General features: G+C 56.2%; 23 protein-coding genes and 1 tRNA gene. 17 read left to right on the top strand and 7 right to left on the bottom strand.

Features of this window, described 5'->3' with window-relative positions; genetic code table 11:
- Positions 1 to 20 precede the first annotated feature (20 nt).
- Both VFU50_02045 and VFU50_02040 read right to left on the bottom strand, forming a co-directional pair.
- Positions 21 to 2048, bottom strand: coding sequence for a S9 family peptidase (locus VFU50_02045; protein HEU5231611.1), 2028 nt, complete (start codon positions 2046 to 2048; stop codon positions 21 to 23).
- A gap of 17 nt (positions 2049 to 2065) precedes the next feature.
- The gene (locus VFU50_02040) at positions 2066 to 2944 is read right to left on the bottom strand and encodes a DUF2520 domain-containing protein (protein ID HEU5231610.1); all 879 of its coding nucleotides are present in this window, start codon (positions 2942 to 2944) and stop codon (positions 2066 to 2068) included.
- On the opposite strand from VFU50_02040, the gene VFU50_02035 reads away from it, so the two are divergent.
- The 11 genes from VFU50_02035 (at position 2943) to VFU50_01985 (ending at position 13217) form a co-directional block, all read left to right on the top strand.
- Entirely contained in the window at positions 2943 to 3587 is a 645-nt protein-coding gene (locus tag VFU50_02035) for an NUDIX hydrolase (GenBank protein ID HEU5231609.1), read from the top strand. The two genes, VFU50_02040 and VFU50_02035, sit on opposite strands and share 2 nt — an antisense overlap.
- 237 nt (positions 3588 to 3824) lie before the next feature.
- Positions 3825 to 4049 (top strand): cold-shock protein, encoded by a 225-nt coding sequence (locus VFU50_02030; protein HEU5231608.1) that lies wholly within the window; start codon positions 3825 to 3827, stop codon positions 4047 to 4049.
- A 132-nt stretch (positions 4050 to 4181) separates the two neighbouring features.
- Complete coding sequence (gene polX / locus VFU50_02025; protein ID HEU5231607.1) at positions 4182 to 5957, top strand: DNA polymerase/3'-5' exonuclease PolX; 1776 nt, start codon at positions 4182 to 4184, stop codon at positions 5955 to 5957.
- Between the two features lie 37 nt (positions 5958 to 5994).
- Positions 5995 to 6684: a hypothetical protein gene (locus tag VFU50_02020; protein HEU5231606.1), complete on the top strand. Its 690-nt coding sequence runs from the start codon at positions 5995 to 5997 to the stop codon at positions 6682 to 6684.
- 336 nt (positions 6685 to 7020) lie between these two features.
- Entirely contained in the window at positions 7021 to 7593 is a 573-nt protein-coding gene (locus tag VFU50_02015; protein HEU5231605.1) for a hypothetical protein, read from the top strand.
- A gap of 78 nt (positions 7594 to 7671) precedes the next feature.
- Positions 7672 to 8376 carry a class D sortase gene (locus VFU50_02010; protein ID HEU5231604.1) on the top strand — a complete coding sequence of 235 codons (705 nt, stop codon included), beginning with the start codon at positions 7672 to 7674 and terminating at the stop codon, positions 8374 to 8376.
- Positions 8377 to 8401: 25 nt separating this feature from the next.
- Positions 8402 to 9466, top strand: a complete 1065-nt coding sequence (gene thiO, locus VFU50_02005; protein ID HEU5231603.1) for a glycine oxidase ThiO — start codon at positions 8402 to 8404, stop codon at positions 9464 to 9466.
- An 86-nt stretch (positions 9467 to 9552) separates the two neighbouring features.
- A complete protein-coding gene (locus VFU50_02000; protein HEU5231602.1) occupies positions 9553 to 10959 on the top strand; it encodes a phosphoglucomutase/phosphomannomutase family protein in 1407 nt (468 codons plus the stop codon).
- Between the two features lie 3 nt (positions 10960 to 10962).
- Entirely contained in the window at positions 10963 to 11328 is a 366-nt protein-coding gene (locus tag VFU50_01995; GenBank protein HEU5231601.1) for a septum formation initiator family protein, read from the top strand.
- A gap of 78 nt (positions 11329 to 11406) precedes the next feature.
- The gene (locus VFU50_01990) at positions 11407 to 12720 is read left to right on the top strand and encodes a hypothetical protein (GenBank protein ID HEU5231600.1); all 1314 of its coding nucleotides are present in this window, start codon (positions 11407 to 11409) and stop codon (positions 12718 to 12720) included.
- 8 nt (positions 12721 to 12728) lie between these two features.
- Positions 12729 to 13217: a substrate-binding domain-containing protein gene (locus tag VFU50_01985; GenBank protein ID HEU5231599.1), complete on the top strand. Its 489-nt coding sequence runs from the start codon at positions 12729 to 12731 to the stop codon at positions 13215 to 13217.
- A gap of 21 nt (positions 13218 to 13238) precedes the next feature.
- On the opposite strand, the gene VFU50_01980 is transcribed toward VFU50_01985, so the two are convergent.
- Entirely contained in the window at positions 13239 to 14816 is a 1578-nt protein-coding gene (locus tag VFU50_01980) for a SpoIIE family protein phosphatase (GenBank protein ID HEU5231598.1), read from the bottom strand.
- Positions 14817 to 15087: 271 nt separating this feature from the next.
- On the opposite strand from VFU50_01980, the gene VFU50_01975 reads away from it, so the two are divergent.
- The 3 genes from VFU50_01975 (at position 15088) to VFU50_01965 (ending at position 17534) form a co-directional block, all read left to right on the top strand.
- Positions 15088 to 15186, top strand: a tRNA-Sec gene (locus VFU50_01975).
- Positions 15187 to 15326: 140 nt separating this feature from the next.
- Positions 15327 to 16796 (top strand): TldD/PmbA family protein, encoded by a 1470-nt coding sequence (locus VFU50_01970; protein HEU5231597.1) that lies wholly within the window; start codon positions 15327 to 15329, stop codon positions 16794 to 16796.
- A 102-nt stretch (positions 16797 to 16898) separates the two neighbouring features.
- The gene (locus VFU50_01965) at positions 16899 to 17534 is read left to right on the top strand and encodes a sugar transferase (protein ID HEU5231596.1); all 636 of its coding nucleotides are present in this window, start codon (positions 16899 to 16901) and stop codon (positions 17532 to 17534) included.
- A 63-nt stretch (positions 17535 to 17597) separates the two neighbouring features.
- Here the strand turns inward: VFU50_01965 and VFU50_01960 are convergent, their stop codons facing one another.
- The 4 genes from VFU50_01960 to VFU50_01945 form a co-directional block, all read right to left on the bottom strand.
- A complete protein-coding gene (locus VFU50_01960; GenBank protein HEU5231595.1) occupies positions 17598 to 18410 on the bottom strand; it encodes a response regulator transcription factor in 813 nt (270 codons plus the stop codon).
- A 9-nt stretch (positions 18411 to 18419) separates the two neighbouring features.
- Positions 18420 to 18725: a PilZ domain-containing protein gene (locus VFU50_01955; protein HEU5231594.1), complete on the bottom strand. Its 306-nt coding sequence runs from the start codon at positions 18723 to 18725 to the stop codon at positions 18420 to 18422.
- A gap of 145 nt (positions 18726 to 18870) precedes the next feature.
- Complete coding sequence (locus tag VFU50_01950) at positions 18871 to 20265, bottom strand: TldD/PmbA family protein (GenBank protein ID HEU5231593.1); 1395 nt, start codon at positions 20263 to 20265, stop codon at positions 18871 to 18873.
- Positions 20266 to 20868: 603 nt separating this feature from the next.
- Positions 20869 to 21270, bottom strand: a complete 402-nt coding sequence (locus VFU50_01945; GenBank protein ID HEU5231592.1) for a hypothetical protein — start codon at positions 21268 to 21270, stop codon at positions 20869 to 20871.
- Between the two features lie 213 nt (positions 21271 to 21483).
- On the opposite strand from VFU50_01945, the gene VFU50_01940 reads away from it, so the two are divergent.
- The 3 genes from VFU50_01940 (at position 21484) to VFU50_01930 (ending at position 25234) form a co-directional block, all read left to right on the top strand.
- Complete coding sequence (locus VFU50_01940) at positions 21484 to 21831, top strand: PadR family transcriptional regulator (GenBank protein HEU5231591.1); 348 nt, start codon at positions 21484 to 21486, stop codon at positions 21829 to 21831.
- Complete coding sequence (locus VFU50_01935) at positions 21828 to 24494, top strand: ABC transporter permease (protein ID HEU5231590.1); 2667 nt, start codon at positions 21828 to 21830, stop codon at positions 24492 to 24494. The genes VFU50_01940 and VFU50_01935 overlap by 4 nt, the downstream gene beginning before the upstream one ends.
- 164 nt (positions 24495 to 24658) lie before the next feature.
- Positions 24659 to 25234: a transposase gene (locus VFU50_01930; protein HEU5231589.1), complete on the top strand. Its 576-nt coding sequence runs from the start codon at positions 24659 to 24661 to the stop codon at positions 25232 to 25234.
- Positions 25235 to 25943 lie beyond the last annotated feature (709 nt).

Here is a 25943-nt window from a genome sequence, read left to right as displayed (position 1 = left end):
TGACGGCTTCTGTGGCCCTCTCATAGAGTGCACCCGCATGGAGGCGCGGGAACGTATTTCTTCAGAAAGTCGGCCACTCGCGTGTAGGCGTCAATCTGATTTTCGACACGAGCGAACCCGTGGCCTTCGTTGTCGTAGATCTTCAACTCCACGGTCCCGCCGCGCTTTTTGATGGCATCGGCCACCTGCTGCGCCTCTGACTTCGGACATCTCGGGTCATTGCCTCCGGCCAGCAGCAGCACCGGAGCTTTGATGCGATCGACAAAATTGATCGGGCTGCGGTCCTCCCAGAGCGCCTTGTTCTTCACCGGATCGCCCATGGTGGCGAGATCGTATTCGTGCAGTAGAGGATCTTCGTTCTGTACCTCGGTGAACCAGTTCACAAATGGGACAATCGGCACGCCTGCGGCCCACACATCGGGAGCTTTGGTGAGCGCCATCATCGTCATGTATCCCCCATAGCTGCCGCCCAAGACAACCAACTTCTTGGGATCGACATAGCCCGTCTTCTGAATCCAGTCCGCGGCAGCCAGTACGTCCTCGAGATCGCCTCCGCCCATGTCGAAGCGATTGGCATCCATGAATTCCTTGCCGTAGCCGGTCGAGCCTCGGTAGTTGGGCGCGATCACCAGGTATCCCTGATTGGCGAGATACTGAATCACACGATTGAAGCCGTTGACGATCTGCGACGTTGGCCCGCCGTGGATATACACAATTGCGGGATGGGTATGATCGCGCGGCGCATTGTGTGGGACGTAAACAAAAGCGGAAATCTGCCACTTGCCGTCGCGGCTCGGATAATGCACGAGAAACGGCTCAACCATATCATCGGCGCTCAAGCCGGCGAGCAACGAGTGCGTGAGTTGCTTTGATTGCTTGCCGGCGAAGTCGTAAACCCAGACATCGTTCGGCGAGTTTGGACCGTTATGGTAATAAAGCAGCCGCTGACCGTCGGGCGAAAATGAAGTCACAGATCCTGCCGGCGTGTTGACGCCGGCGGGCAAAGGCAGCATCGTCGTCTGCTTCGAAGCGATGTCGTACACAAAGATCTGCGTATTGCCATCGACGTTTTCGATCCATGTGAGTCGCTTGCTGTCAGGAGAGAACGTGCCGGACCCAACCTCCCATTTCTCATCGGTGAGCCAGTCAATCTTTGTGTTAGCGATTTCCAGCAGCGCGGCATTGTCGTAGCCCTTCGCGTTGGAGGTGATGAGCAGATATTTGCCGTCTGGCGAAAACGCCGTTGCCTGGTAGTTGTGCTCGTCAGAGTGCGGTGTCAGCAGCGTAGTTTTACCGCTGGCTACTTCGAGCAGAAAAATGTTCGAGTTCTTCCCTGCTGCATCCTGCTGCGTGTACGCAATCGTCTTACCATCGCCGGACCAGATTGGTCCGGTGTTGCTCAGGTTCTTAAGCGTGTCCTTGGTCAGGGCGCGGTAGCGCTTGGTGAGCACGTCCATCAAGTCGATCTCAAAATTGGGCGAGCTGCGCGGCTTCCACATATAGGCGAGATAGCGCGAGTCCGGCGACCATGCCTGTCCTTCTTCGGCAACGTCGGGAGTGTTGGTGAGATTCACGACTTCGCCGGTATGCGGCGAAACCAGGAACAGATCCCATTGCTCGTCGCCATCATGATCGGAGGCGAAAGAAATCCATTTCCCGTTCGGGGACCACGCAGGATCGGTCTGCCGCTGGTCGCTGATGGTGAGCTGCGAAGGCCAGCCCCCGTCCGACGACATCAGCCAGACGTTGTTTCGTCCCGAGATGTTTGTGACGAATGCGACTTCTTTGCCGTCAGGCGACCAGCTTGTGGCGCCAACCACACGTGTCATGTACAGCTTCTCGATCGAGAAAGGCTGTACTTCCCTTTTCAGCACTCTGCTCGTGATCTGCCTGGGATCGGTGATCGGAACAGTGATCGGAGGTGTCGAAGCTGAATTTTGGCAAGAGCCCGGAAGGGACAGTAGAACGGTGAGCAACAACAGCTTGAACATTGCGATGAATTTACCATGAAGATGAAAGCGAATGGCTGGGGCGATGGAGGAACCCAACGCGTGCTCCTCACGCATTACGGCCGCGTTTTGTTGACCAGGCGTTGTAGTGAGTCAGTGTTCGCGCTCGGAAGATCCTTCAACGCGATGCGCACCAGGGAACCGTAGAGATCGAGCAGATCCGGATGTTCGTCCAGGACCTTGAGGTGCTTGCGAATGGTTTCCACGTCTCCGCGCCGAACTGGTCCGCTGAATGCCTGTTGCGGTGAAGTGCGGAAGCAATTGTCGATCGTCTGTCGCACGATCGGCTCCATTAGCGCCCGAACTCGTTTTCCTTCCAGCCCGGCCAGCTTGCCAACTTCGATAGCGGCTGCGATGAGCGCCACGATTCCCGGCGACGAAAAGAAACCGAAGGCGTGATACGCCGCTTTTTCTGTCCTCGCAATTCGAAACGCGTGCGCTTCGAAATCACTGATGATGGTCTCGACCGCAGTCAACGCCTTTGCGGTGCCTTCGAGCGCGAATGGCACGCCTTTCAGCTTTGGTTGGGAGGAACTAACGAAAGTCATCAGCGGGTGTGCCGAAGCGACCTCCGCGCCCTTGCGTCGAAGAAGCTCCAACGTATCGGAGCTGAGAGCGCCGCTCGAATGTACGACGATCTTGCCGCGCCAGTCGCGTTCGTCGGTCATTTGTTCAGCCAAGGCGGCAATCGCGTCGTCGGGCACACAAATCCAAACGATGTCGGCGGACATCTCGGCAGCTTGTATCGTTGTAGCCGAACTTTGAATCCGGTTGGCCAATATGCGCGCGCGCCGCAGCGACTGCGGGTTCGATCGCGACACGATCTCCGAGACTCGGTACTCCTTCGAATGGAGCGCGCGCGCCAGAGCGCTGGCCAAAGTTCCGGCGCCGATGATCGCAATTTCATATTTTTGACTTTTCGATCTAGCGGGCATGAAGACGGTACGTTTCGATGGGAACCGCGAGGGAATGTTAACCTATGCCTTCATGCCCGCCTCTCGTACGAGCAGTAAGAAGAAAAGAAAGCTCGATCTTCCCAAGCCAAAGCACGCCAAAATCCTCTCGCGCAAGATCGGCTACCGAGGCAAGGTGTACACCGTCGTGGCCGACAAAGTTCGCGAGCCCAAGGGAGTCGTTGCGCTTCGCGAAATCATTCGGCATCACGGATCAGTGGTAGTTCTGGCGGTCGACGATTCCACGTCTCCGCCGCGGGTCCTGCTGGAGCGCCAATACCGGTACGCGGCTGACGATTATTTATGGGAGCTGCCGGCCGGGCACATCGATCCGGGAGAATCCCCTGCAGTTGCAGCGAAGCGCGAGCTGCTGGAAGAAACTGGCCTGACTGCGAAGCGTTGGAAACATGCGCTGCATTTCTATGTAAGTCCGGGCATTCTGGACGAGACCATGGACGTCTATCTCGCGACCAGTCTCACCCGCGGCAAGGCTCAGCCCGAGGACGACGAGCGCATCCAGACGCGCTTCGTTACCCTGCCCTCCGCTCTGAAGATGGCGCAGAATGGAAGTATCCGCGATGCCAAGACGCTGGCCTCGCTATTCTGGTTAGATTCAGCGGTTTAGAAAACGCTTTATCAAGCTTTCCTTTGCGGCTCTTTGCCGCTGTGTACTACTTTGACAATACCTCCAAAGTGATTGATAATTTAGCTAACCAGTAACCTCACTAGGACCCCCAAGAATTACGGGCGTGCCGTTCCCCTCCTCTTCTCGGGCATGCGAGTAACTCTCCTTGTGCAGTCCCCAAGGGATGTTCTGGATAGTTCGGGTCCCAACGCACAGTTCGGCCCCAAAAAGGAATAAATGGAAGGTATGCAAGTGACGCGCATTAAAGGCACAGTCAAGTGGTTTAACAATGCCAAAGGGTTTGGATTCATCGGCCAGGAAAATGGGCCGGATGTCTTCGTTCACTACAGCGCAATTAAGACTGAAGGCTACAAGAGCCTTCAGGAAGGCGATCAGGTCGAGTTCGAGATCGTGCAGGGCCAAAAAGGTCCACAGGCCGACAGCGTGACCAAGGTTTCCTAGTGAGTTTGAGCCTTCTCAGGAACCCAGCCGATCTGGCTGGGTTTTTTGTTGGAAAGAAAGCTCCGGAGCCACGGAGCTCCGAAGCTTCGCAGCACGATTCTGAAAGTATTTAGAATCGTTCAAGCCTAAGACATGGAAAACCGGAATATTGCCGCGGTGTTCTACGAAACCGCCGATCTGATGGAGATTCGCGGAGACGATCCTTTCCGCATCCGCTCGTATCGTCGCGCGGCCGAGGCGATCGAAGGACTTCCCTACCGCGTCGCGGACCTAGCTTCGGACACGAAGAAGCTGCTCGAAGTTCCTGGCATCGGCAAAACTATGGCTACGAACATTCAGCAGCTTTTGAAGGAAGGCAATTTCGGCCTTCACGCCGATTTGCTGCAAAAATATCGTCCGTCCATGCTGGAGTTGCTGAAAATCCAAGGGCTCGGCCCGAAGACAATCGCGCTCATCTGGGACGCTTTCCAGATTTGCGATGTTGATGGTGTTGAGAAGCTCGCGCGCGAAGGTAAGATTCGCGAGCTCCCGCGAATGGGAGAGAAACACGAGCAGAAAATTCTGAAAGGCATTGAAGAATATCGGCGAATTTCCGGACGCTTTCTGCTCGATGCCGCCGAACGCACAGCGGAAAAAATCAAAGAGTTTCTAGCAGAGATGCCTGGCATTGAGAAGATCACTGCGGCAGGATCGTTGCGCCGTGGACGCGACACCGTTGGCGATCTCGACATCCTGATTACAGGCCCATGCTGTGCGGATGAACGGCTCGACCCATTGCTGGATCGAATTGTGACTTTTCCCGGAATTTCCGAAGTCCTTGCCAAGGGCGGTAACAAGGTCAGCTTCAAATTGCGCAGTGGGATGCAGGTCGATGTGCGCACGCTCAAGCCGGAATCGTTTGGCGCGGCGTTGCAATATTTCACCGGCTCGAAGACGCACAACGTTTCCATCCGCCAACGGGCGCTCAAGATGGGTTATACCCTAAGCGAATACGCGCTAACGCGTGTCTCCGACGGCAAGCACATCGCCAGCGCCACCGAAGAAGAGGTCTATGCCGCGCTGAAGCTCGACTACATTCCTCCCGAGCTTCGCGAAAATCAGGGCGAGATCGAAGCCGCTGCACAACACGCGTTGCCGAAGTTGATCGAATTGAGCGACATTCGCGGCGACGTGCACATGCACACCGCAGAGACTGACGGCCGGTGCACCATCGAAGAGATGATCGGCTCCGCACGCGAACGCGGTTACGAGTACATGGCGATCACCGATCACTCGAAGAATCTGGCCTTTGCTAACGGTCTCGACGATACGCGCGCGGCGGAACACATCAAGAAGATTCGCGCGGTTGGAAAGCAGACCGAAGGAATCAGAGTCCTGGCTGGAATTGAAGTTGATATTCTTGCCGACGGCGAACTCGATCTTTCCGGCTCCGTCCTCGACGAAATGGATCTGGTTATTGCCAGCGTCCACTCACACTTCCAGCAAGAACCGAAGCAGATGACCGACCGTCTGCTGCGGGCGATCACCAGCGATCACATTTCCATTCTGGGACACCCAACCGGGCGTATCCTATTGCGGCGCGAAGGTTACGATTTCGACCTCGATGCCATCATGCGCGCTGCCGCCGAATACGGAGTTGCAATGGAGTTGAACGCATATCCCGACCGTCTGGATCTATGCGATCGCCACTTGAAGATGGCGAAGGAGCGTGGCGTAAAGATCGTGATCAATACTGACTCGCACCACACTTCACATCTGGAGAAGATGCGTTACGGCGTTGTGCAGGCTCGCCGTGCCTGGCTTACACGCGACGACGTTTTGAACACATTACCGGCGGCGCAGTTTGCAGAGGCTATGCAGCGACGTGTCCATACGTCGGTGACACGGAAGCAGCATTCAGCATCTTAGCTTCAGAGCACCAGGTGAGGCATCTCGAGGAGGCGCTATGTCGAGTCCATCCAGTCCAGTAGTAAAGAAGGCGGAAGATGCGCGTCCCGACGCCGGGCACGTGCCGATAACCGAAGAGCTCGACAGCGCACGCTGGAGTCTGCCTCCGGTTGTGCCGGTGGTGGTCGCTGCTGCCGTGCTCGCAATCGTCCTCGGCATCTATCTCGCATCGTCGCGAAAGCCCCCGACCTCAACGGGCACTGCCGTCCGTGTGGTTGCACTGCCGATGCACATTGAGTCGAAGGGCTCGATTGCTCCGGGCCAGGAAGGAACAATCGATCAAAACGTAGAAAAGAGCGACTCCGTGCTGGTGAACATCGCTCTCGACGTGAAGAACGCGATTGGTAAGCCGATGTACATCAAGGGACTCCAGGCGAAGTTGGTTACCGAAAAAGGCGAGTTTACCGATGACGCCGCTCCAGCATCCGACCACGGACGCATCGTGCAGGCGTACCCGCAGTTAGCGATTCCCGATCTGAAACCTTTTCAAGTCGAATCCAGCATTCCTGCGAACGTTGATCAGAAAGGCCTGGCCATCTTCAGCTTTCCTGTACCACGGGATGATTGGGACAAACGTAAGTCCTTGCAGGCAACCGTCAACTTCTACGATCACTCGCCTTTGGTGATCGACGCGACCCAAGCTGCTGCAGCCCAAGATGCGACCCTTCCAACGAAGGTCATCAAGTAGTCTCTTTAAGGCTCGCGTAGCTAACAAGCGGATGTTTCTCGCAGACGCATTGCAGGGGCCCAACGCGTCTGCGCCGAACTCTCCTGGCTGAAAAAAATTCAAAAGGTTCTACTCTGGGCAGGAGCTTAGGCTACGGAATTGCATAGGGTATACACAGGTGCCGGTGTGAGAACCGGCTCAGTACCAGCAGTATTAAGGAAAGTAAATATTTGATTCTGCTGCTTTTGTCCGGCTCAGGTCAGCAATTCCGGAGGCATGAACGCAATGGAATCGCCAGGGACAGAGGTGGTATTTACGTTCTCATAAATAGTAACCAGGTAATAACGTACGGGCGCCATGAAAAACTTTCGTATCGCCGTCCTCATATTGCTGATCGCGATTGCGACACCTTTTGCCCTGCATCGGCGGGCATGGGCACTGCACCACGCTGTGGATACTGAGGTGGCCTCGGCTGCTGCAACTCCAGTGCACATCATTTCCCCGGCGGCGGGCGAAGAACTGGGCCGAGCCTACGCTGTCGTGCAGTATCGGCAAGTGTCGGCGAAGGCTGCGAGTAGCCCTACTTATGAACTCCGGATCGATGGCCGTGATCCGGTCGAGACGACCGAATCGAACTATACCTTCAACGGGCTCAAGCCGGGTGCCCACGACGTTGTCGTTCAGGTCGTAGATGCAAACGGTGCTCCCGTTTCGGGAACGCGATCCGAAGTCCACTTTAGCGTCGCCGCAACTGCGACTGCGGCAAACGCAACCGGAGCACAAAGCTCAAACCTTCCGCCACTGCCGCAGCCTTTGGCGAATGACCTGCCAAACGGCAATGGCTCGCTGCCGCTGCTCTCCATTATCGGATTCGGTATTCTCGTAGGCGGCGTCATCTCTGCCCTGCGTACCCGCCCAGTTCACAAATAATCGCGCTGCTCTGGATTTCTGCATCCAAACCTCTGCGGCGCTTTTGTGTCTCCTATGCAGAGATTTGACCCAGCAAAGATGCCCAACATTGCTCAGTCAATTTGGGCTCATCGACACGAGCTGACGAAGCGCCCGGAGTGGCAGAAGCTGCGCCGGCTGGTTGTTCGCCAGCGACTCTCGGCGATCCTGATGCTGATCGGGGTTGGCATTCTCGGCTACGTCGGCTCGGAATACTGGGCGATGTACCACGAGCAGAAGGTGCTCCAGCGCGAATGGCAGGAGCAGCAGAAGAGCGTAGCAACAACGAAGACCAGCGTGAAGGCTGTCGAAGAGGACGGCCTCACCCGCGTCTCGATCCCGAAAATCAATTTAGACGTAATCGTAGTGGAGGGCACCAATCATCGCGCGCTGCGCGTTGGTCCTGGTCATCTGAAGAGCACTCCAGCTCCCGGCGAAACGGGCAACTCCGTCATCTCCGCTCATCGCGACACGTTCTTCCGGCATATTTACGAACTAGCAAAGGGCGATGAGATCCAGGTTCGCCGCGGCGGTCACACCTACACGTTTCAAGTAACGGGAAAGAAGATCGTGGAGCCCAGCGATGTCTCCGTGTTGAAGAATTCCCCGGACGCGCGCCTCACGTTGATCACCTGTTACCCAACGTATTACATCGGACCGGCGCCACAGCGGCTGATTGTCTTTTCCAAACTGGTAGGCGACTCGCAAACAGGAGCACAGCAAGCGCAGACGGCGTCAGTTGCAGCTGGACGACAAGGTTCCTGAGAACGTTTCTATTTACAATCCTAGAGTGCACACTTCCGATGTAGTCATTGCCGGCGCGGGCATCATCGGGCTATCGATCGCTATTGAGCTGCGCAAGGCCGGCGCGACAGTTACCGTCCTTGATCGCGGAGAGCCCGGGCGCGAGGCGTCCAGTGCGGCCGCGGGGATGCTGGTAACCGGAGACCCCGATTTGGGAACTCCCATGCGTGAACTCGCACAGGCGAGCGCCGCACTCTATCCATCGTTTGTTGAAGAGTTGGAACTCCGTTCGGGCCTGCACTGCGACCTTCAGGCGCACGGTGCCTTGTATGTTGCGGTCGAGTCAGAGTGCGTCGATGGCCCGACTCTCTGTGCATCGGAAATAGCTGAGCAGGAACCTGGTCTCGCCGAGCATCCACGAGTTCACTTTCTTTCTGAACAGAGTATCGATCCGGCGCTGCTGACACGGGCTGCAATCGAAGCTGCCAAGAAAATGACAGTTAGCGTTCATCACGAATCCCAGGTTGAAGGTGTGACGCTCACGCGCGAGCATCTGCTTGAGGTACGCACGTCTCGAAATCAGTATCAAACCGCAACTTTCGTGAACTGCGCCGGCGCATGGGCGAATGAGATTTCCGGAGTGGCAGCCCCGGCACGTCCGCGAAAGGGCCAGATGCTTAGTGTGATTCCGCGCGATTGCAAGCTTCGCCATGTGATTCGCTCGCACGAGGTCTATCTCGTTCCGAGGAAAGATGGGCGTGTGATCGTCGGAGCTACGGTTGAAGATTGCGGGTTCGATAAGACGATCGATTCGACGAAAATTCAACAACTGCACCAGAAAGCCGCGAATCTTGTTCCGTCGATCGGTGAGGCGAAGATTCTGGATGCCTGGGCTGGCTTACGTCCAGGCTCTCCAGATGACCTGCCGATTATGGGAGCTGGGCGTCTGCCTGGAACTTACGTGGCAACGGGACATTTTCGCAACGGCATCCTGCTCGCGCCAATCACGGCAGTGCTGATGGCGGAGCTAATTCAGGGAAAGGATCCGCGCATGGACTTGCACACGTTCTCTCCGGCGCGTTTCGCTCCTGCGCACGTCTTAGCAGGATAGCCGACGCATCGCAGTACAACTTATGCTGGATGGTTTCAATCCATCACCTTCGTAAAGCAACTGTTGTTTCGAGCGTGGAGGTCACAGTGGCAACGCAGATCAAGTTTGGAACGTCGGGATGGCGGGCGATAGTTGCCGACGAGTTCACGATGGAGAATGTACGCCGCGCAGTCACAGGCATCGGCCGCTATGTAGCGTCAAAAAACAACAATGGGGCAAAACTTCTGGTGGGCCGCGATCCGCGTTTCATGGGCGAAGCTTTCGTGGCTGAAGCCGCCACCGTTCTCTCGCGCAATGGCGTGAAGCCGCTGGTTATTCCCGAAGCTGCTCCTACTCCCGCGATCGCCTACTCGGTTATTACGCGCAAAACCGATGGCAGCATCAACTTCACCGCCTCGCACAATCCGCCTGAATACAACGGAATTAAGTACTCAACACCGGACGGCGCACCTGCGCTGCCGGAAGTGACTAAAGCCATCGAGCAGGAAATTTCCGGGGTAAATCCCGGATCCCCCAACGGCACGGGCGAGCAAAAAGTCGCGAACGAGCAAGTGGACGTTCGTCCCGCGTACTTGAAGCGTCTTGGCGAACTGGTCGATCTTCCCGCAATCAAGAAATCCGGCATCAAAGTGGTCTTCGATCCATTCTGGGGCGCGGCTCGCGGATATTCCGACGTTCTGCTGCGAGAAAACGGGATTTCCGTTGCGTCCGTGCACGACTATCGCGACGTGCTTTTCGGTGGCCATGCTCCCGAGCCAGAGGGCAAGCTGCTGGACGAATGCCGTGCCAAAATGAAACAGACCGACGCAGCGATCGGAATTTGCACCGATGGGGATGCCGACCGCTTCGGCATCGTCGATCAGGACGGAACGTTCATCCAACCCAACTACGTCATCGCGCTGCTGTTCGACTACCTTCTCGCAAGCCGCAGCTGGAAAACCGGCGTGGGAAAGTCTGTCGCAACCACAAATCTACTCAACGCCATCGCGGACAAGAACAAACTGGAGCTTTACGAGACGCCAGTCGGATTCAAGTACATCGGCGAATTGATCAAGCAGGACAAGATCACCATTGGGGGCGAAGAAAGCGCCGGACTGACGATCCGAGGACACGTTCCCGAAAAAGACGGAGTCATCGCCGGACTCCTCTGCTGCGAGATGGTGGCAACGCGCAAGAAATCGATTCGCGAACTTCTTCAGGAGCTATTTGCCAAAGTTGGTTCCTTTTATCCGGTTAGGGAGAACTTTCGCTTGACGTCGGAAGTGAAGGAGAAGTTCACTAAGAAGGTTGCGGCCGATCCTGCTGAATTTTCAGGACGTAAGGTCTCGCAGGTCGTCCGCACCGATGGACTGAAATTGATTTTTGGCGACGGCTCCTGGGTGGCGTACCGCATCTCTGGAACCGAGCCTGTGGTGCGTGTTTACACCGAAGCTCGATCCGAAAGCGACTCGGCAAAATTGAGCGAAGCTGCAAAACAGTGGGTCCTGCAATAGCGAATGGAAAAACTTAAACCGGTTCTCGAAGCAGCGTGGCAAAAGGCATATGACTGGCGGCGTAGAGGTGCAACCTTAGCCTTGTGTCTCGTCGCCATGTGGGTTGCGTATCACGTGATCTTCGGAGCCAACGGCATGCTGATCTATTCCCATAAACGTACCGAGCATCGCGCGCTCAATAAAGAGATACTCGAACTCAAGCAGGAAAATCAGCAGCTAAACCAACGAGTAGATGCTCTCAAGAATGACCCGCAAGCCATCGAGAAGGAAGCGCGTGAGCAACTGCGTTTAGCCCGACCGGGAGAAGTCATCTATACCTTGCCCCAACCTGCGCGTACTCCTGCCACCGTCACCGCACAGAAACACTGACCAAAATCCAGTCTCGCTGATATCATCGGGCTTCTTTCCTCTCAATCCTTGGTTGTTCCCGCAATCTTCGAGGCAAGTATGCGTCCAATATTGATCGCGTTTACCGCAGTAGTGTTCACAACCGGAGCATGGGGACGATCTGCAGATGCTCCCCAACAGCTTTCATCCGCCGACGTACAGGCCCTGCTCACGCGCATCGAAAGGCTGGAACAGCGTGTTGCGGAGCTGGAGGCGAAGCAATTCACGACTGCGGCTACCGCAGCTCCCCATCCGCCATCATCGAGTTCCGAATCGGCGCCGAGTGCAGCTGTTGCTCAGTCGCCGCAGCCCAAGCCTGCACCGGCGATCTCCACGGCGGAAGAGATGCAAGGCATGCACACCGTGCTGGCGCGCGCCGGAGAGGAATACCCGAATCTTAAGATTCGGGGCTTTGCCGATGTAGATTTTGGCGCGAACAGCGCACGCGGGATAAACAGCGGATTCCAACTCGGACAATTCGTGCTGCACTTCGCTTCTGCGCTCTCTCCAAAGGTGAGTTACTTCGCCGAGGTCAGCCTCAGTGCGACGCCCGGTGTCTACAACGTCGATCTGGAGCGAACCATTATTCGCTATGACTGGAACGATCTGGCAAAGTTCTCGTTCGGCCGCTATCACACGCCGGTGAACTACTGGAACACAGCGTTCCATCATGGAGCTTGGCTGCAGACCACCATCGCTCGCCCGGACATGATCGTCTTCGGCAGCCGCTTTATTCCGGTGCATTTCATCGGCGCACAGTCGGAAGGATCGATTCCATCGGGCCCGCTCGGCGCTGGTTACAATTTGGGAATTGGCAATGGGCGTTCTTTCAACGTCGCCCGTGCCGGGGACAGCGGAGATGTAAACAACAATCGTGCGTGGCTGGGCAATTTCTATTTGCGCCCGCCGGCGCTCCGGCATTTTCAGATAGGCGGATCGGTTTATCACGATGAGATCACGCTCCCGGGAGCTCCTCTTCTTTCCGATGGCCAAAACTTCCGCGAGTGGATCGCCTCCGGGCATCTAATCTGGACAGGTGAGACACCTGAGTTCTATGCCGAGTTCGCGAACGTGCATCATCGCAGCGAGCTCACGGGACGTACCTTCGATAATCAAGGTGGCTACGTACAAATCGCGTATCGTCTTCCGTTCGACGCGAGGAAGTGGAAACCGTATTATCGATATGACTATCTGCAGGTGCCCACGAACGAGCCCACGCTTCCTGACTTCGTGAACGTGCGAAAATCGACGTTCGGCATGCGTTACGACATTTCTGATTTTGCTGCATTCAAAGCTGAATATCGCAACGGCAGAGGCAATCCTTTGCCGCAGCGATCCAATGCCTTGGCATTGCAGACCGCATTTACTTTCTGAGGAGCCACATGATTCGGAGAACAAGACCATTCGAACTGCTCTTGCTGACGGTCGTGCTCCTCGGAGGCGTGCTGAGCGGGAATGCGCAATCGAAATCGAATGACGTCGCCGTTGTCGTAAATCCAGCGGCGCCGGTGAGTGACTTAACGTTAAGCCAGGCACGAAGAATCTTTCGCGGCGATCAGCAATATTGGAATGCCGACCTGCCTATCGTCCTTCTGGTGCGGAATCCACCCAGCCGTGAGCGCGACATTATCCTCAAGCAGCTCTACTCAATGACGGAAGCGGAATTCAAGCAGTACTGGATCGCTAAAATCTTTCGCGCCGAAGCCACCTCCGGTCCGAAAATCGTCTATTCAAACAGCATGGCCGCAGACCTGGTAAAGGTGATTCCCGGAGCGATCGCGTTCATGGCGGCAAGAGATGTGGACCCCGGGTTGAAGGTCGTAAAGATCGACGGCCATTTGCCGGGCGATCCACAGTATCCTCTGCGATAATCAGGCTCGCTCCCGGAACAGCTAACTGGCGACTGCAACCGCCGCAATTGTTGCTTCGGCTGGACGTCCTAAAAGAGCGATCTCCACGACGGTACAGTCGTCGTTGAGAGGGGTTTCGCCGCAGAACGCGGTTACTTTGGCGAAGACCGCTTCGAAGGCGTCATCGCTCGCCACTGCGGCCTCAAGCTTCTCGTCACCGAACATTTCATCTTCGGCGTTTGCCGCTTCGGTTACACCGTCGGTCACGAGAACGATCTTTTCTCCCGGCTCAAGTTCGATCGTTCGCGATTCGTATTCGATGAACTCGAGCAGTCCCACTGGAGCGTTGTTCGATTCGAGACGCTCGACGCGGTCTTTACGAATAATCACCGGAGACACATGCCCGCAGTTCACGTATTCAATTCGTCCGCTCTCTTCAATAGCAAGAATGCAGATGGTCGCGTATTTTCCTGCGACATCGCGCTGAGTGAAAAAACGATTCGCGCCGGCAACGATCTCGGCGAGGGGTACATGGGCCGCGAGTTCTGCTCTCATCATTCCTTGCAGCATTGAGGCCATGATTGCTGCCGACATGCCTTTGCCTGAGACGTCACAGATAATGACCGCGACGCCGTTTTCGATTGGCACTACATCATAAAAGTCGCCGCCGATCTGCGTGCAGGAAATATTCTTGGCGCGAATCGTCGCGAACGGCAGCTCTGGCATGCGCACTGCCATGAGCCCTTGCTGGATCGTCGCGGCCATAGCTAGCTCTCGTGCTTGACGTTCGCGAATTTCCTGATTGCGATGCTCAAGCTCAACGTTTGCTTCCGTCAACTGCTTGCGCGAGACGTCGAGCCTCTCAGCCATGATGTTGAAGGTTTGGGCGAACCGGCCTAACTCATCTTTGGTCTGGAGATCGATGCGGTGTTCCAGGTTCATATTACCGATGAGGTCGGCGCCGTTTTGCAACGCGGCAAAGCCGCGTACGATGGATCGCGAGATTACGAAGGCGACGACTACGGCCACCAAAACGAAGAGGCTGAATGTAATCGCGTTCAGCCGAGTGGTTAGCTTTCCCACGCGCGCGAACTCTGCTTCGTCATTCTGCACACGTTGCTTTTCCGCCGTTTGCATCTGCGGCAAGGTGGACATCAGCAGCTTGTAGCTGAGTGCGTCGGCCTTGGCGGCGTTAGCGATCGCCCAACTCTGTTCGGCACCGAGCTGGTCATAGAATGCCCGCCAGCTCTGAGCAACGAGAGCATAGGTCGTGTCCAATTCGTCGATCAGCGAACCTTCCCCCGCCACTCTCAATTTCTTGAACTGTGCGATCTCCGTCGTGACATCATTCAGCTTGGCATCGAACAGATCGCGCGCTGATGAATTCGGCGCACCCTGATCGCTTTCCGTCGCCAAATTGCTCAACAGTGCAACCTCTTTGTGCAGGTTGTCGATGTCCTGCTGAATGCGTCCAAGCGTTACTTGGCGATTCAACGAGCGGTCCAGGCGTTCCATGGTCAGAGTGCGCAGGTGCGCGCTCCACAGGTAAACGAGAATCGTCGCCGCAAAGAGCAGGATCAGACTGGCAAACGAAAGATTGAGGCGATGGCGAATGGTCATCGGTGCGCAGCGGCGTCCGGGTGCTTGGGAGGGAGCAGCGCTATTTTACTGCCAGTTGGGACGGCCGGGCAGACTTTATTGCCGCCGCAAACGGACTTCCTTCAACTAGCGACCGAACAGCGTTCATCTGCCAGCACGCGACCTCGCACGGGAACGTCTGTGAACGAGCAAGCCGGTGTTCCGAATCGAAGTTGAGTCTCCGCAGTAACCTTGAGGTAAAAATAGCGGCTGTCTCCAAAAAAGCAGCACAGCTGTTATGTTGAAGATGCGCGGAAGCGAATGGGATCCGGTGATCCTCCCGGTCTTCAAAACCGGCGCTCGACACCTTCGCGGTGCCGAGGGTGTGTTCGACTCGCACACGCTTCCGCCAGATTAACCGGAGGATGACCTTCTTAGAGACCACTTCATTTCCGGTAATCTGCTCAGCCGTTCAACTGCAAAATCGCGAAATCACGAAATCACGCAATCGCGAAATAACAGCAGGTCGTCGGACTTTATATACTCGATTACATGATGAAGCAGATTGCGCAGTGGGCGATCGACACCGCCACCAAGCGCGGCGCCACGTACTGCGACGCACGCGTCGTTAACGACCGCCAGCGGGCTCTCGCTACCAAGAACGGCAAGATCGGCCATGCCGCTGACTCCGAATCGCTGGGCATCGGCATTCGCGTGATCGTGAACAACGCGTGGGGATTTGCCTCGACTGATGATCTCTCGCGCGAGTCGGTGGAGCGGACTGCAGCCCGTGCGGTGGAAATTGCGCGCGCCTCATCGCGCGTGCAGCAACATCCGATTCGGCTCGCACCCGAGAAGCCGGTCACCGCCGACTGGACCAGCCCATACAAGATCGATCCATTCAGCACCTCGATTGAGCAGAACCTCGCGCTGCTCATGGCCTGCGACAAAGAGCTGCGTTCCGTTTCGGGAGTGACGCTGGCCGAAGCGCAGATGACGCTTCGCCGCTACGAGCAATGGTTCCATTCGAGCGAAGGCTCCGACATTCATCAGACGCGCTTCATCACTGGCGCCGGATATGACGCCTATGCCTTCGCGGGAACCGAGATTCAGAAGCGGTCCTATCCCAATTCTTTCGGCGGGCAATATCAGAACAAAGGGTACGAATTGATCGACGAGCTTCATCTGGTCGAGAACGCGCGCCGCATTGGTGAAGAAGCGGTGGCGCTGCACAAGGCCGATCAGTGTCCGGAAGGCAAGTTCACCATCATTCTTGGCTCCTCCCAACTTGGGCTGCAGATTCACGAGTCCGTCGGACATCCCATCGAACTCGACCGCGTGCTTGGAATGGAAGCTAATTTCGCCGGCACATCGTTTCTGACCATCGACAAGCTGCGCAATCTGCGCTATGGCAGCGATCTCGTCAACGTCGTCGCGGACGCCACCGAGCAACACGGTCCCGGATTGGGAACGTTTGCTTACGACGATGAAGGCGTTCCGGCACAATGCACGCCCATCATCACTCATGGCCAGTTCACCGGATATCTCTCCTCGCGGGAAACGGCACATACTATCGGCGAGAAGCGCTCCAACGCCACCATGCGTGCAGAAGGCTGGAACCGCATTCCGCTCATTCGCATGACGAACGTCAGCATCCTTCCCGGAACGAAGCCGCTCACGCTCGATCAGCTCATCTCCGACACCGATCACGGAATCTACATGGAGACCAATCGCTCCTGGTCCATCGACGACAAGCGCTACAACTTCCAATTCGGCTGCGAGATCGGCTGGGAGATTAAAAACGGAAAGCTCGGACGCATGCTCAAGAACACGTCCTATTCCGGCATCACCACAGAGTTCTGGAACTCGATGGATGCCATCTGCTCACGCGACCAATGGCAGCTCTGGGGCACGCCTAACTGCGGCAAAGGACAGCCCATGCAAACCATGGGCACCGGCCACGGCGCCGCTCCTGCGCGGTTTCGCAATGTCACCGTCGGCAGCGCGTATAAAGGGACGTAGAATCCGGAGATCAGTTCTGGTTCGGGAACGAGATTTGCAAGCTGACCCTGTTCGTGTAGACTCGCCCGCAGCTCGGTCTAATCTCCTCCGACTCGCACTCGTATGGTTGCCCAGGAACAAACCACCAAGAGAGCCCTCGATCTACTTATCGCTTCAGCCGCGATACTGCCGGCAATTCCCATAATGGTCATGGTTGCTCTCTGCATCTGGTCGAAGATGGGCCGCCCGATTCTGTTTTGTCAAAGACGTCCCGGCCTGAATGCAAAGCCGTTCACAATCCTGAAATTCCGAACCATGAAGGCCGGTGCGGAGTGCGATGCAGAGAGGATCACTCGCCTGGGGGCTCTCCTCCGTCGAACCAGTCTCGACGAATTGCCCGAACTATGGAACGTGATCCGCGGAGAAATGAGCCTTGTAGGACCGCGACCGCTCCTGATGGAGTATCTCAATCGCTACTCGCCAGAGCAGATGCGCCGTCACGAAGTACGGCCCGGAATTACTGGCTGGGCGCAGATCAACGGACGCAACGCCATTTCCTGGCAGAAGCGGCTTGGATTAGACCTGTGGTACGTCGACCATCGCAGCCTCTGGCTCGATGCCAAGATCCTTTTTGGAACTCTCTCTTATCTCTGGACGCGACGTGGCATCAGCCACGGCGAACATGCGACCATGCCGCAATTCCTGGGAACTGTTGGAGCTGAACAAGACACAAGCACCACCATCGCGGCAGCCGATTGACCGTTTTGACGTTCCCAAAATGGGAATTTGAAAGCGGCAACACAATCTCTAGTGCGCACGAGATTATTCGCTGACGGCAGCGCCAGCAATCGCCGCGGCGGACTCATCAGGAATTTGGCCCTTGCCAGAGCCCTGGAGCAGCCGGTGATGGATGCAGTAGAGAGCCAGCTCAAGCCGGTCGGAGACTCCCAGCTTGTCATACACCTTGCGCAGATAGTTCTTCACTACCTGCTCGGTCGTGCCGATTTCGTTGGCGATTTCCTTATTCCGCATTCCCTGCGTGACGCAGGAGATGATGAGCAGTTCTTTATCCGAAAGTTTCGTTTTGGGACGCGGCGATGTAAGCTGCGCGGCCTGCGCGCGATAGGCTTCGATCACCCAGTTGACGCTCTGATTGTCGATCCAGGTTTCGCCGGCAAAGACTTTGCGGACGCACTTCACCAGCATCTCCGGAGCGATGTTGCGAGGCAGAAGTCCGCGCACTCCGCGGCGGAAGTATTCGACGGTTGTGTCCTCATCGTTCTCCGGCGAGAGCACAATCACCTTCAAATGCGGTGAGCGCTTCAGAACTTCGCCGATGGCTTCCGGCGAATTGGGAGATATGGATGCTTCAAACAGAAGAACGTCGGCAGGAAATTTGGAGACGGCTGCCAGAACCTGGCCAAGATTTTCCGCCTGAGAAACGACTCGAATGTCGTCCTCGAGAGCAAAGATCTTCTTCGTGCCGACGCGATAAATCGCCTGGGTATCGGCGAGGATGACGCGAATCGTCGGCAGGCCGATCGAGCTCTTGTCAGCGCCATTGACGGCGACGGATTCCTCTTCGCGCTGAGGTGCTGAATTGTCTGGCGATTTGGAACCGCCGCTGCTACTCATGATTTCTATCTACTGGGAGCGATCAAAATGGTATTCGTCGATCACTGCTGCGACTGCCGTTCGATCGCCGTGTTTGGAGCAGCGTACCACACGTCCAGTGCATTTCACTACCACATCGGTAGCGGTGCCAAGAACACTGCACGGCATAGAAATGCTGAAGTCGATGATCGAGCCGATCTCGAGCGCCGCATCCATGTAGAACAACACGCCGCCCGCCGAAATGTCCTCGGTCTGGCCGGGCACGCCGCCGGGTTCAGCTTGAACTTCAACCGGAAGCTTCAGAGGAAACCGAACTGAACTTCTTAATTCGTCCACGGTGGATCCTTGGGGGATGGAGTTGGCTGGAGTTATATCTGCTGTCATCGGCTGATTAAAGTTACTAAAGTACATCCCTGCCTGCGCGAAAGGACACAGAGGACATGTACTTCCGGGTGTTACCCTCCGTCGAACTCCCTCCTCTTCAGAATTTCGTTATCTCCGTGAAATTGAAGTTGTTCACCTTCATCGGCGGCACCACCATGTCGAACGACTCCTCGCCGCTGGCCCGCACCGAGGTCCCCAAAGCTGCAACATTTTGCAACATGTCCACCAGGCTTTGATTGAAGCGGAAATTCCGCACCCCGCTGACCAGTTTCCCATTCTCGATGAGGAACGTGCCGTCGCGGGTCATGCCGGTGAGGATCTTCTCGTAAGGATCGACCTCGCGGATATACCACAGACGTGTAACGAGAATCCCGCGCTCGGTGGACGCGACCATCTGGTCGACAGTCTGCGCATCTTTCTTCCCTCCCTCGTTTCCACCTTCGACAACGATGTTCATCGGCGCGTCGCCAATCTCGTTGGGCAGCGGAAAGCCGTGGCCGGTAGGAGCGATCTTCCCTAATTGGGAAGCCAGTTCCGATTTCTGCATCTTCTGAGCCGTTGCGCGGGAATAAACCAGGTTCTTGACAATTCCCTTCTCTACCAGCGTCACGCGCCGGCGCGGAACGCCTTCGCCGTCAAACGCCGCTCCCGATTGCAGCGGATGGTAGACATCGTCGTGAATCGTGATGTTCTCTCCAAACAACTTCTTCCCAATCCGGTTATTCAGAAATGATCTTTGCTCGAGCAGCGCAGTGCCGCCGAAGTCAAAGAACATGAAGCCAAGCAGATCGAGGACGGCCGCCGGCTCAAGTACGACCGTGTACTTCCCTGCCTGCACTTCGCGAGGATGAGCCGAACGCGAAGCCTTCTCCGCCGCAATCTCCGCCAGGCGCTTCGGATTCAGATTGGCAACATTCGGCGAGTTCGCCTTTTGCCATCCCGAGGAGTCGGGAGCGAGCATGGTGATGGAAACTTCCGAACTCGTCTGCCGATGCATATGCATCACGCCGCGTGAATTCACCAGCGCTTCCAGATGCTCGGAAGTCGAGTAGATGCCGGCGGTCGTCTGATTATGCTGCTTGGCGACGGCCACGATCTGCTCCACAGCGGCAGCCCGATCCTCCGGCTTGATCGCCGCCGTCTGCGCAAAATGGCGCTGCACCGAGCTCGCCTGCTTGGCTTCATCGGGCGTAGCGAGCGGAAGCAGATCGGCATCGGACTCCTGCACGCGCGCAATCTGCTCGGCAGACTGCACCGCACGCTTCAGACTCTCATCGTCGAGCTTGTTAGTGCTGGCCCGCGCCGTCCTATGATCGAGCGCAACGCGAATAGAGACGACGTATCCTTCCTCCGCAACGTTTTGATGAATGGTGTTGTTGGCGAAGCGAGTAAGCGCGCTGCTGCCTCCGCCAATGATGGCTTCCACCCCGTCAGCCGAGGAGAATTTCTGAATGCGCGAGAAGATGTCCTGAATGCGTTCTTCGGAGAGCATGACTGTCTATAGTATTCGACGCCTTCGGCTGCTTTTCGATTGCTCGGCGCTTGGGAGCAGACTCTTCGATTTTTTGAAATCAAAATCTCACGAAATTTGTCACTGGATGGCCAATCAGATTGGCGAAAGCTTTGAACATCTCACAAGCTATCAATGATTTGCGAGCAAGCAGAAACCTGGTTCTCGGCGCATTCCAACCGTGGGGTTAACCCCGAATTTTCCACGGCGTTAACCCCAGCATCTCGTGGGGTTAACCCCACAGCCGAAGCATCAAAGCCATTGGCAGGCTGATCCAAAAGTTGCGAAATCTCATCCGATCCCATCCAATCCCATCCGATCTCATCAGACATCCCATCGCGACGGACGAGATATCTCATCGCCAAGCGTGAAATATCCGATGCCTGATCTCATGCGAATCTCATCGGATCTCGTGAGATCCATGGATCCAGCTGTCCGACAGTGATGCCCCCGACGGGACCCGCAGCCACCAACCTCGCCTTGAGAGAAACCATGAACATACTCCCTGTGCCGCGATCCATTCTGACCTCTACCTCTGTGCTATGACGAAATCGGGCGAAAGTCAAGCGAAATCTTGTGGACTTGTCATACCACAATAGAAATGTCCCCGTCCTTGCCACAATAGAAATGTCCCCTTGGTTGTAGGTTCAAACAGATGCATTGGAAGATCTGTTGGTAGATGAAAACATGCATTTGTTGAACTTGCGATTGCAGCGTCGCCCCGAAGTCCGCGTACCGCTCCCGCACTCGCTTCATCACCTGTTCACGAAACTCCACTTTGCAGGCTCGGTTCGATCCTCGCCCACAGTTGCCGTGCTGTGAGCCTTCTGCCCCGCGGCTCTGAAACATCTTCCAGATCCGCTTGGCCTGCCGATAGCTCACCTCCATCAGCTCCCTGGCTTCCGCCAGCTTCAGTTCTCCGCTCTTGACTCGTCCCAGCACCTCTACCCGGTTCAACTCTTTCCCGCTCAATCCGGTTCGCCCCAATCTGCCTCCTCCTCACTCCCGGAGGCACTCTAAAAGGGGACATTTCTATCGAGGTTTCAAGGGGACATTTTTAATGTGGTTCAACAGCGAAATAAACTTCGAGCAAGGTGCCGCGTTGCGGAGCTTTCGTGCAACACCGGCTGACCTGTTGGTTTCCAAGAGGAAAGTGTGGTATTGTGGACGCGTCCTGTAGCGTACCTACATGAGTGCGAGATGAAAGACCGAATCGAAGTGCAGCAGGGCACCGTAGCTCTCATGGTGCTGAAGACGCTCGACGTAATGGGCTCGTTACACGGGTATGGCATCGCGCGGCGAATTGAGCAGATCAGCGGCGACTTGCTGGCGGTAAATCAGGGGACCCTGTATCCGGTATTGCTGAAGCTGGAGCAGGAAGGCGCGATCGCTTCCGACTGGGGCGTCTCGGAGAACAATCGCAAGGCGCGCTATTACCGACTCACGCGCGCCGGACGAAAGCGGCTTGAAGCGGAGACTCGAGACTGGCAGCAAACCGCGGACATCATCGCGCGGTTCTTCGCAGTCAAAGCGGAGGATCTGAAATGAATGCTCTTAGGCAGATGTTTGTCCGCTTCGCCAACCTTGTCCTGCGGCGCCGGAATGACGAGCGGCTTCGCTCCGAGATTGAAGAACATATCTTCCTGCAGACTGAAGAAAACATCCGCTGCGGCATGTCGCGCGTCGAAGCTCGCCGCCAGGCGCTCCTCAAATTCGGAGCGGTCGAAGCGATCACGGAAACTTACCGCGATCAGCAAAGCATTGCCTTTGTCGAAAGCCTATTGCAGGACGTTCGCTATAGCTTTCGCTTCTTGAAGAAAAACGTTTGGTTCACGGCGGCAGCAGTCGTGACGCTGGCACTCGGCATCGGCGCAAACACTGCAATCTTCAGTGCTATTTATGCGATTTTGCTGGCGCCGCTGGAGTATCCCAATTCCGACCGCCTCGTTGTCATTTTTGCCAAGGACCCAACTAACCAGGAATTGCCGCTCTCACTCCCGGAAGTAGATGCCATCGCTGCCCGATCAACCGCGATGGAAGGCATTGGCACGTTTGAGAATCAAGTATTTTGGCTGGAAGGAAGCGGCTCGGTCCGGGCTGGCCGAGTTAGCGGAAACTTCTTTTCCATTCTGGGAATTAAGCCGGAGGCGGGCCGTTGGATTTTGTCCACGGACGCACAGCAAGGTCGAGACCATGTTGTCGTGCTCAACCATCAGGCATGGGAAAAACTATTCGGCGGTGATCCCGATATCGTCGGAAAGAGCATCGTTCTACGAAACGGTGGTGACGCTCTCGAATACGAAGTGATTGGAATCATGCCCGCAAAGTTCGCATCCTCGAGCGGATACCTGGGCCCAAGTCTTTACTTTCCTATGGTGCCCACTGCTTCCGAGAAGCTGGCCTTCGGGTGGCGCGGAAAATTCGCGATCGCGCGCCTCAAACCCGGGGTAACTCTGAATGAAACGCGAACGGAATTGCAGGTGATTGCGTCCGCACTATCGCAGGAGTATCCCAAGACTTACCGCAACGCGACGCTATATCCCAAGTTGCTTCAAGACGATCTGGTCGATCGCGGCAGGAAGCCGCTGCTAGTACTGGCCGGCGCAGTTACCTTTCTGTTGCTAATCGCCTGCCTGAACGTCAGCAATCTCGTGCTTTATCGCGGCTGGTCGCGGCGACGCGAAGTCGCTCTCCGGCTGGCGCTTGGCGCCTCGCGCTGGCGCGTTGTTCGGCAACTCGTGGTCGAAACAGTCTTGCTGTCGTTGATTGGCGGCGCACTTGGCGTACTGCTCGCACGCTCAGGAGTGGAAACATTGCGTGTGATCGCTCCCAGCGGCACCCCGCGCATCGAGCAGTTGCACTTCCACCCAATTATGTTGTGGTACGCACTCGGCGTGTCGCTCTTCTTCGGCATTTTCTTCGGAACTGTCGCCGCCTGGCAGGTTTCGGGTGTGAATATTGAGAGCGGATTGAAGCAAAGCGGCACAATCAGTCCGTCAGCGCTCGAATCGCGTCGCCCGCACCGGCTGCGCTCGGCATTGATTGTCGCCGAGATCGCCTGCGCTATGGTCCTGCTAGCCGGCTCGGCGCTGCTCATACGAAGTTTCATCAAGCTGACAAATGTCGATATCGGTTTTCACGCCGATCACCTCCTTACCATCAACGTGAGCACGCAACCTGGAAGGTGCGGCAAGGACCGGCCTTGTTTACCTTTCTTCGATGAGGTGTTGCAGCGTGCGCTTGCCGTGCCCGGCGTGAAGAATGCGGCGCTGATGCCATCGTTTCCGTTGGAGACGGGATCAAAGATGATGTTCTGGCTGTGGGCGGTTGAAGGTCGGGGAAAGAATGACGGCACCTGGAAGTCCATACAGTACACGGAGATTTCGCCGGGATATTTCGATACTCTCGAAATTCCCGTGGTACACGGCCGCGCCTTTACTGCCGCCGATCACGCCGGGATGCCTGCGGTCGCAATCGTCAATAAATCCTTCGCGCGGCAATATTTTGGAGGCGCCGCCGTCGGCAAGCACCTGGCACTCGGCGCCGACAAGCAGAGCAAGCCCGAGTGGATTGAAATCGTCGGACAGGTCGGCGATGCCCGCGACATCATTCCCTGGGAAGCACCCGACGCGGCGTTTTATCTCCCACTCGCGCAAACCAAACACAGCCTCATCTCGACAGGACTGTTTGTTCGCACCGCCCTCGAACCAAAGCTGGTTGCGGCAGCCATCCGGGAGCAGGTAGCGAGCGTAGATAAGACCGCTATCGTCAGCGAGCCACAAACCTTGCGTGATCAGTTGTGGCGCGACATGGCCGAACCGCGCTTCCGCACGGCGCTGATGTCTTCGTTCGGATTGCTCGGCCTGTTGCTCGCCGCGGTAGGCATTTATGGCGTGATCGCCTACGCCGTCACGCAGCGCACGCATGAGCTTGGCGTTCGCATGGCGCTTGGGGCACGCGCTTCCGATATCGCGCTGATGGTCTTACGCGAAGGTTTGCTGCTTGCACTGGTCGGAGTGCTAATTGGGCTGGGCGCCGCAATGGTCTTGAGCCGTTACATGCAAACGCTGTTGTTTGAAATCAAACCGCTTGATCCGCTGACATTTGGATTATGCACTTTGATTCTTATTGGGATAGCGTTGCTCGCCAGCTTCGTGCCTGCACGCCGCGCCAGCCGCCTGGATCCGATGGTGGTGCTGCGCTACGAGTAAGACGGTGGCGGGAAACTTTGTGGTGCCGGGGTGCCCCACCGGGTGCCCCACCCTTTCCCATATTGATATGCTGTTCTGGATGTCTAGGACTCGGGTGCCCCACTCTCGCGTGCCGTTCGCGAGGGTGGGCTGCGATGAGGGTGGCAGGTCTATAATTTGGCGCCATGCCTGCGCGTCTAAAGCGCATTTACGGTCATGGTGACCTTCATTTCGTTACCTGCAGTTGCTACAAACGGGAGCCGCTTCTGGGAAGCCGGCGTTGTCGCGATGTCTTCCTTCGCATCTTCGAGCAGGTTCGGCGCAAGTATCGGTTTGAGGTTGTCGGCTATGTGGTCATGCCCGAGCACTTCCACGTTTTGATCGGTGAGCCTGAAATCGGGACGGCTTCTACTGTGCTGCAGGTCTTAAAGCAAAGGGTCGGTCACCGTCTGCTGCCGCCTCGACGAAAGAGCCAGAATCAACTCGGCTTGTGGAGAGAAAATGGAAAGCAGAAGAAGCGTCATTTCTTTCAGCCTCGCTTTTATGACTTCAACGTCTACACTCGCAGAAAGATCATCGAGAAGCTGCGCTATATGCACAGAAATCCAGTTAAGAGGGGACTGGTACCATCGCCAGAATTATGGGCCTGGAGCAGTTTCCGAGCCTACTATTTTGGCGAGAAGAGCGTGGTCTGGATCGAGGGACTAAACCCAAACCCTAGACTGCGCATGGTGAAACCGACTACCGTGGGAGGCGATTGACCTTATACCCCACCCTCGCGAACGGCACGCGAGAGTGGGGCACCCGATGCGTGGAAGGTGAACAGGATGTATCAGGATGGGAAAAGGATTGGGCACCCGGCGGCGGACACGGGCCTTTACTCAATGTGCCAGCGGTAGACGGGTCAAGTGCGGGAGGCGGTATCGGCTCCGTTCCGGGTTCGGGATTCGATCCATGTCCTCATGGCGATTGCGGCCCCGGCACTGGACATCCTGGATCTCCACCCGTCTTAGTTCCGCGGGGCGGTCAGTAAACAGGAATTGCAGTCCTATGGCGAACGAAATACAGCGCATAAGCCACAGTTGCGAGGGATACACCGTGAGCATGAAAAAATGGATCATTCCGCTTGCCTTATTAGGTTTTTTCGGTGCAGGGTTGTTTTACTCCCCCTATTTGGGACTAGATGCTGGGTCCAGAATAGCCTGCCCTTTGTGCCCACATATAACTGTGGTCAATGGGAGCAGGCTTGCTAGGTACCTGAACACAGTTCTGGTGTTTGGGAGTTTAAATTCTATTCTGCTTATAGCTGCTGTCTTTTTAGTGCTGAAGATAAGTCGCGCCCTGAGCGCATGGCGACGGCCGGGTAGAGCAGTCTAATGTGTTTTGGGAAACCGGGGACAGAAAACTGGGACGATACCGGTTGCGATTCGTCGTACTATTGCTGGCTAATGTTCTTCGCAAATTCGTTTT

The organism is Terriglobales bacterium (assembly GCA_035764005.1).
GTDB lineage: Bacteria > Acidobacteriota > Terriglobia > Terriglobales > Acidobacteriaceae > Gp1-AA112.
Note: the sequence above shows the minus strand (reverse complement) of the source record. Positions and strands in the feature narration are given on the sequence as shown.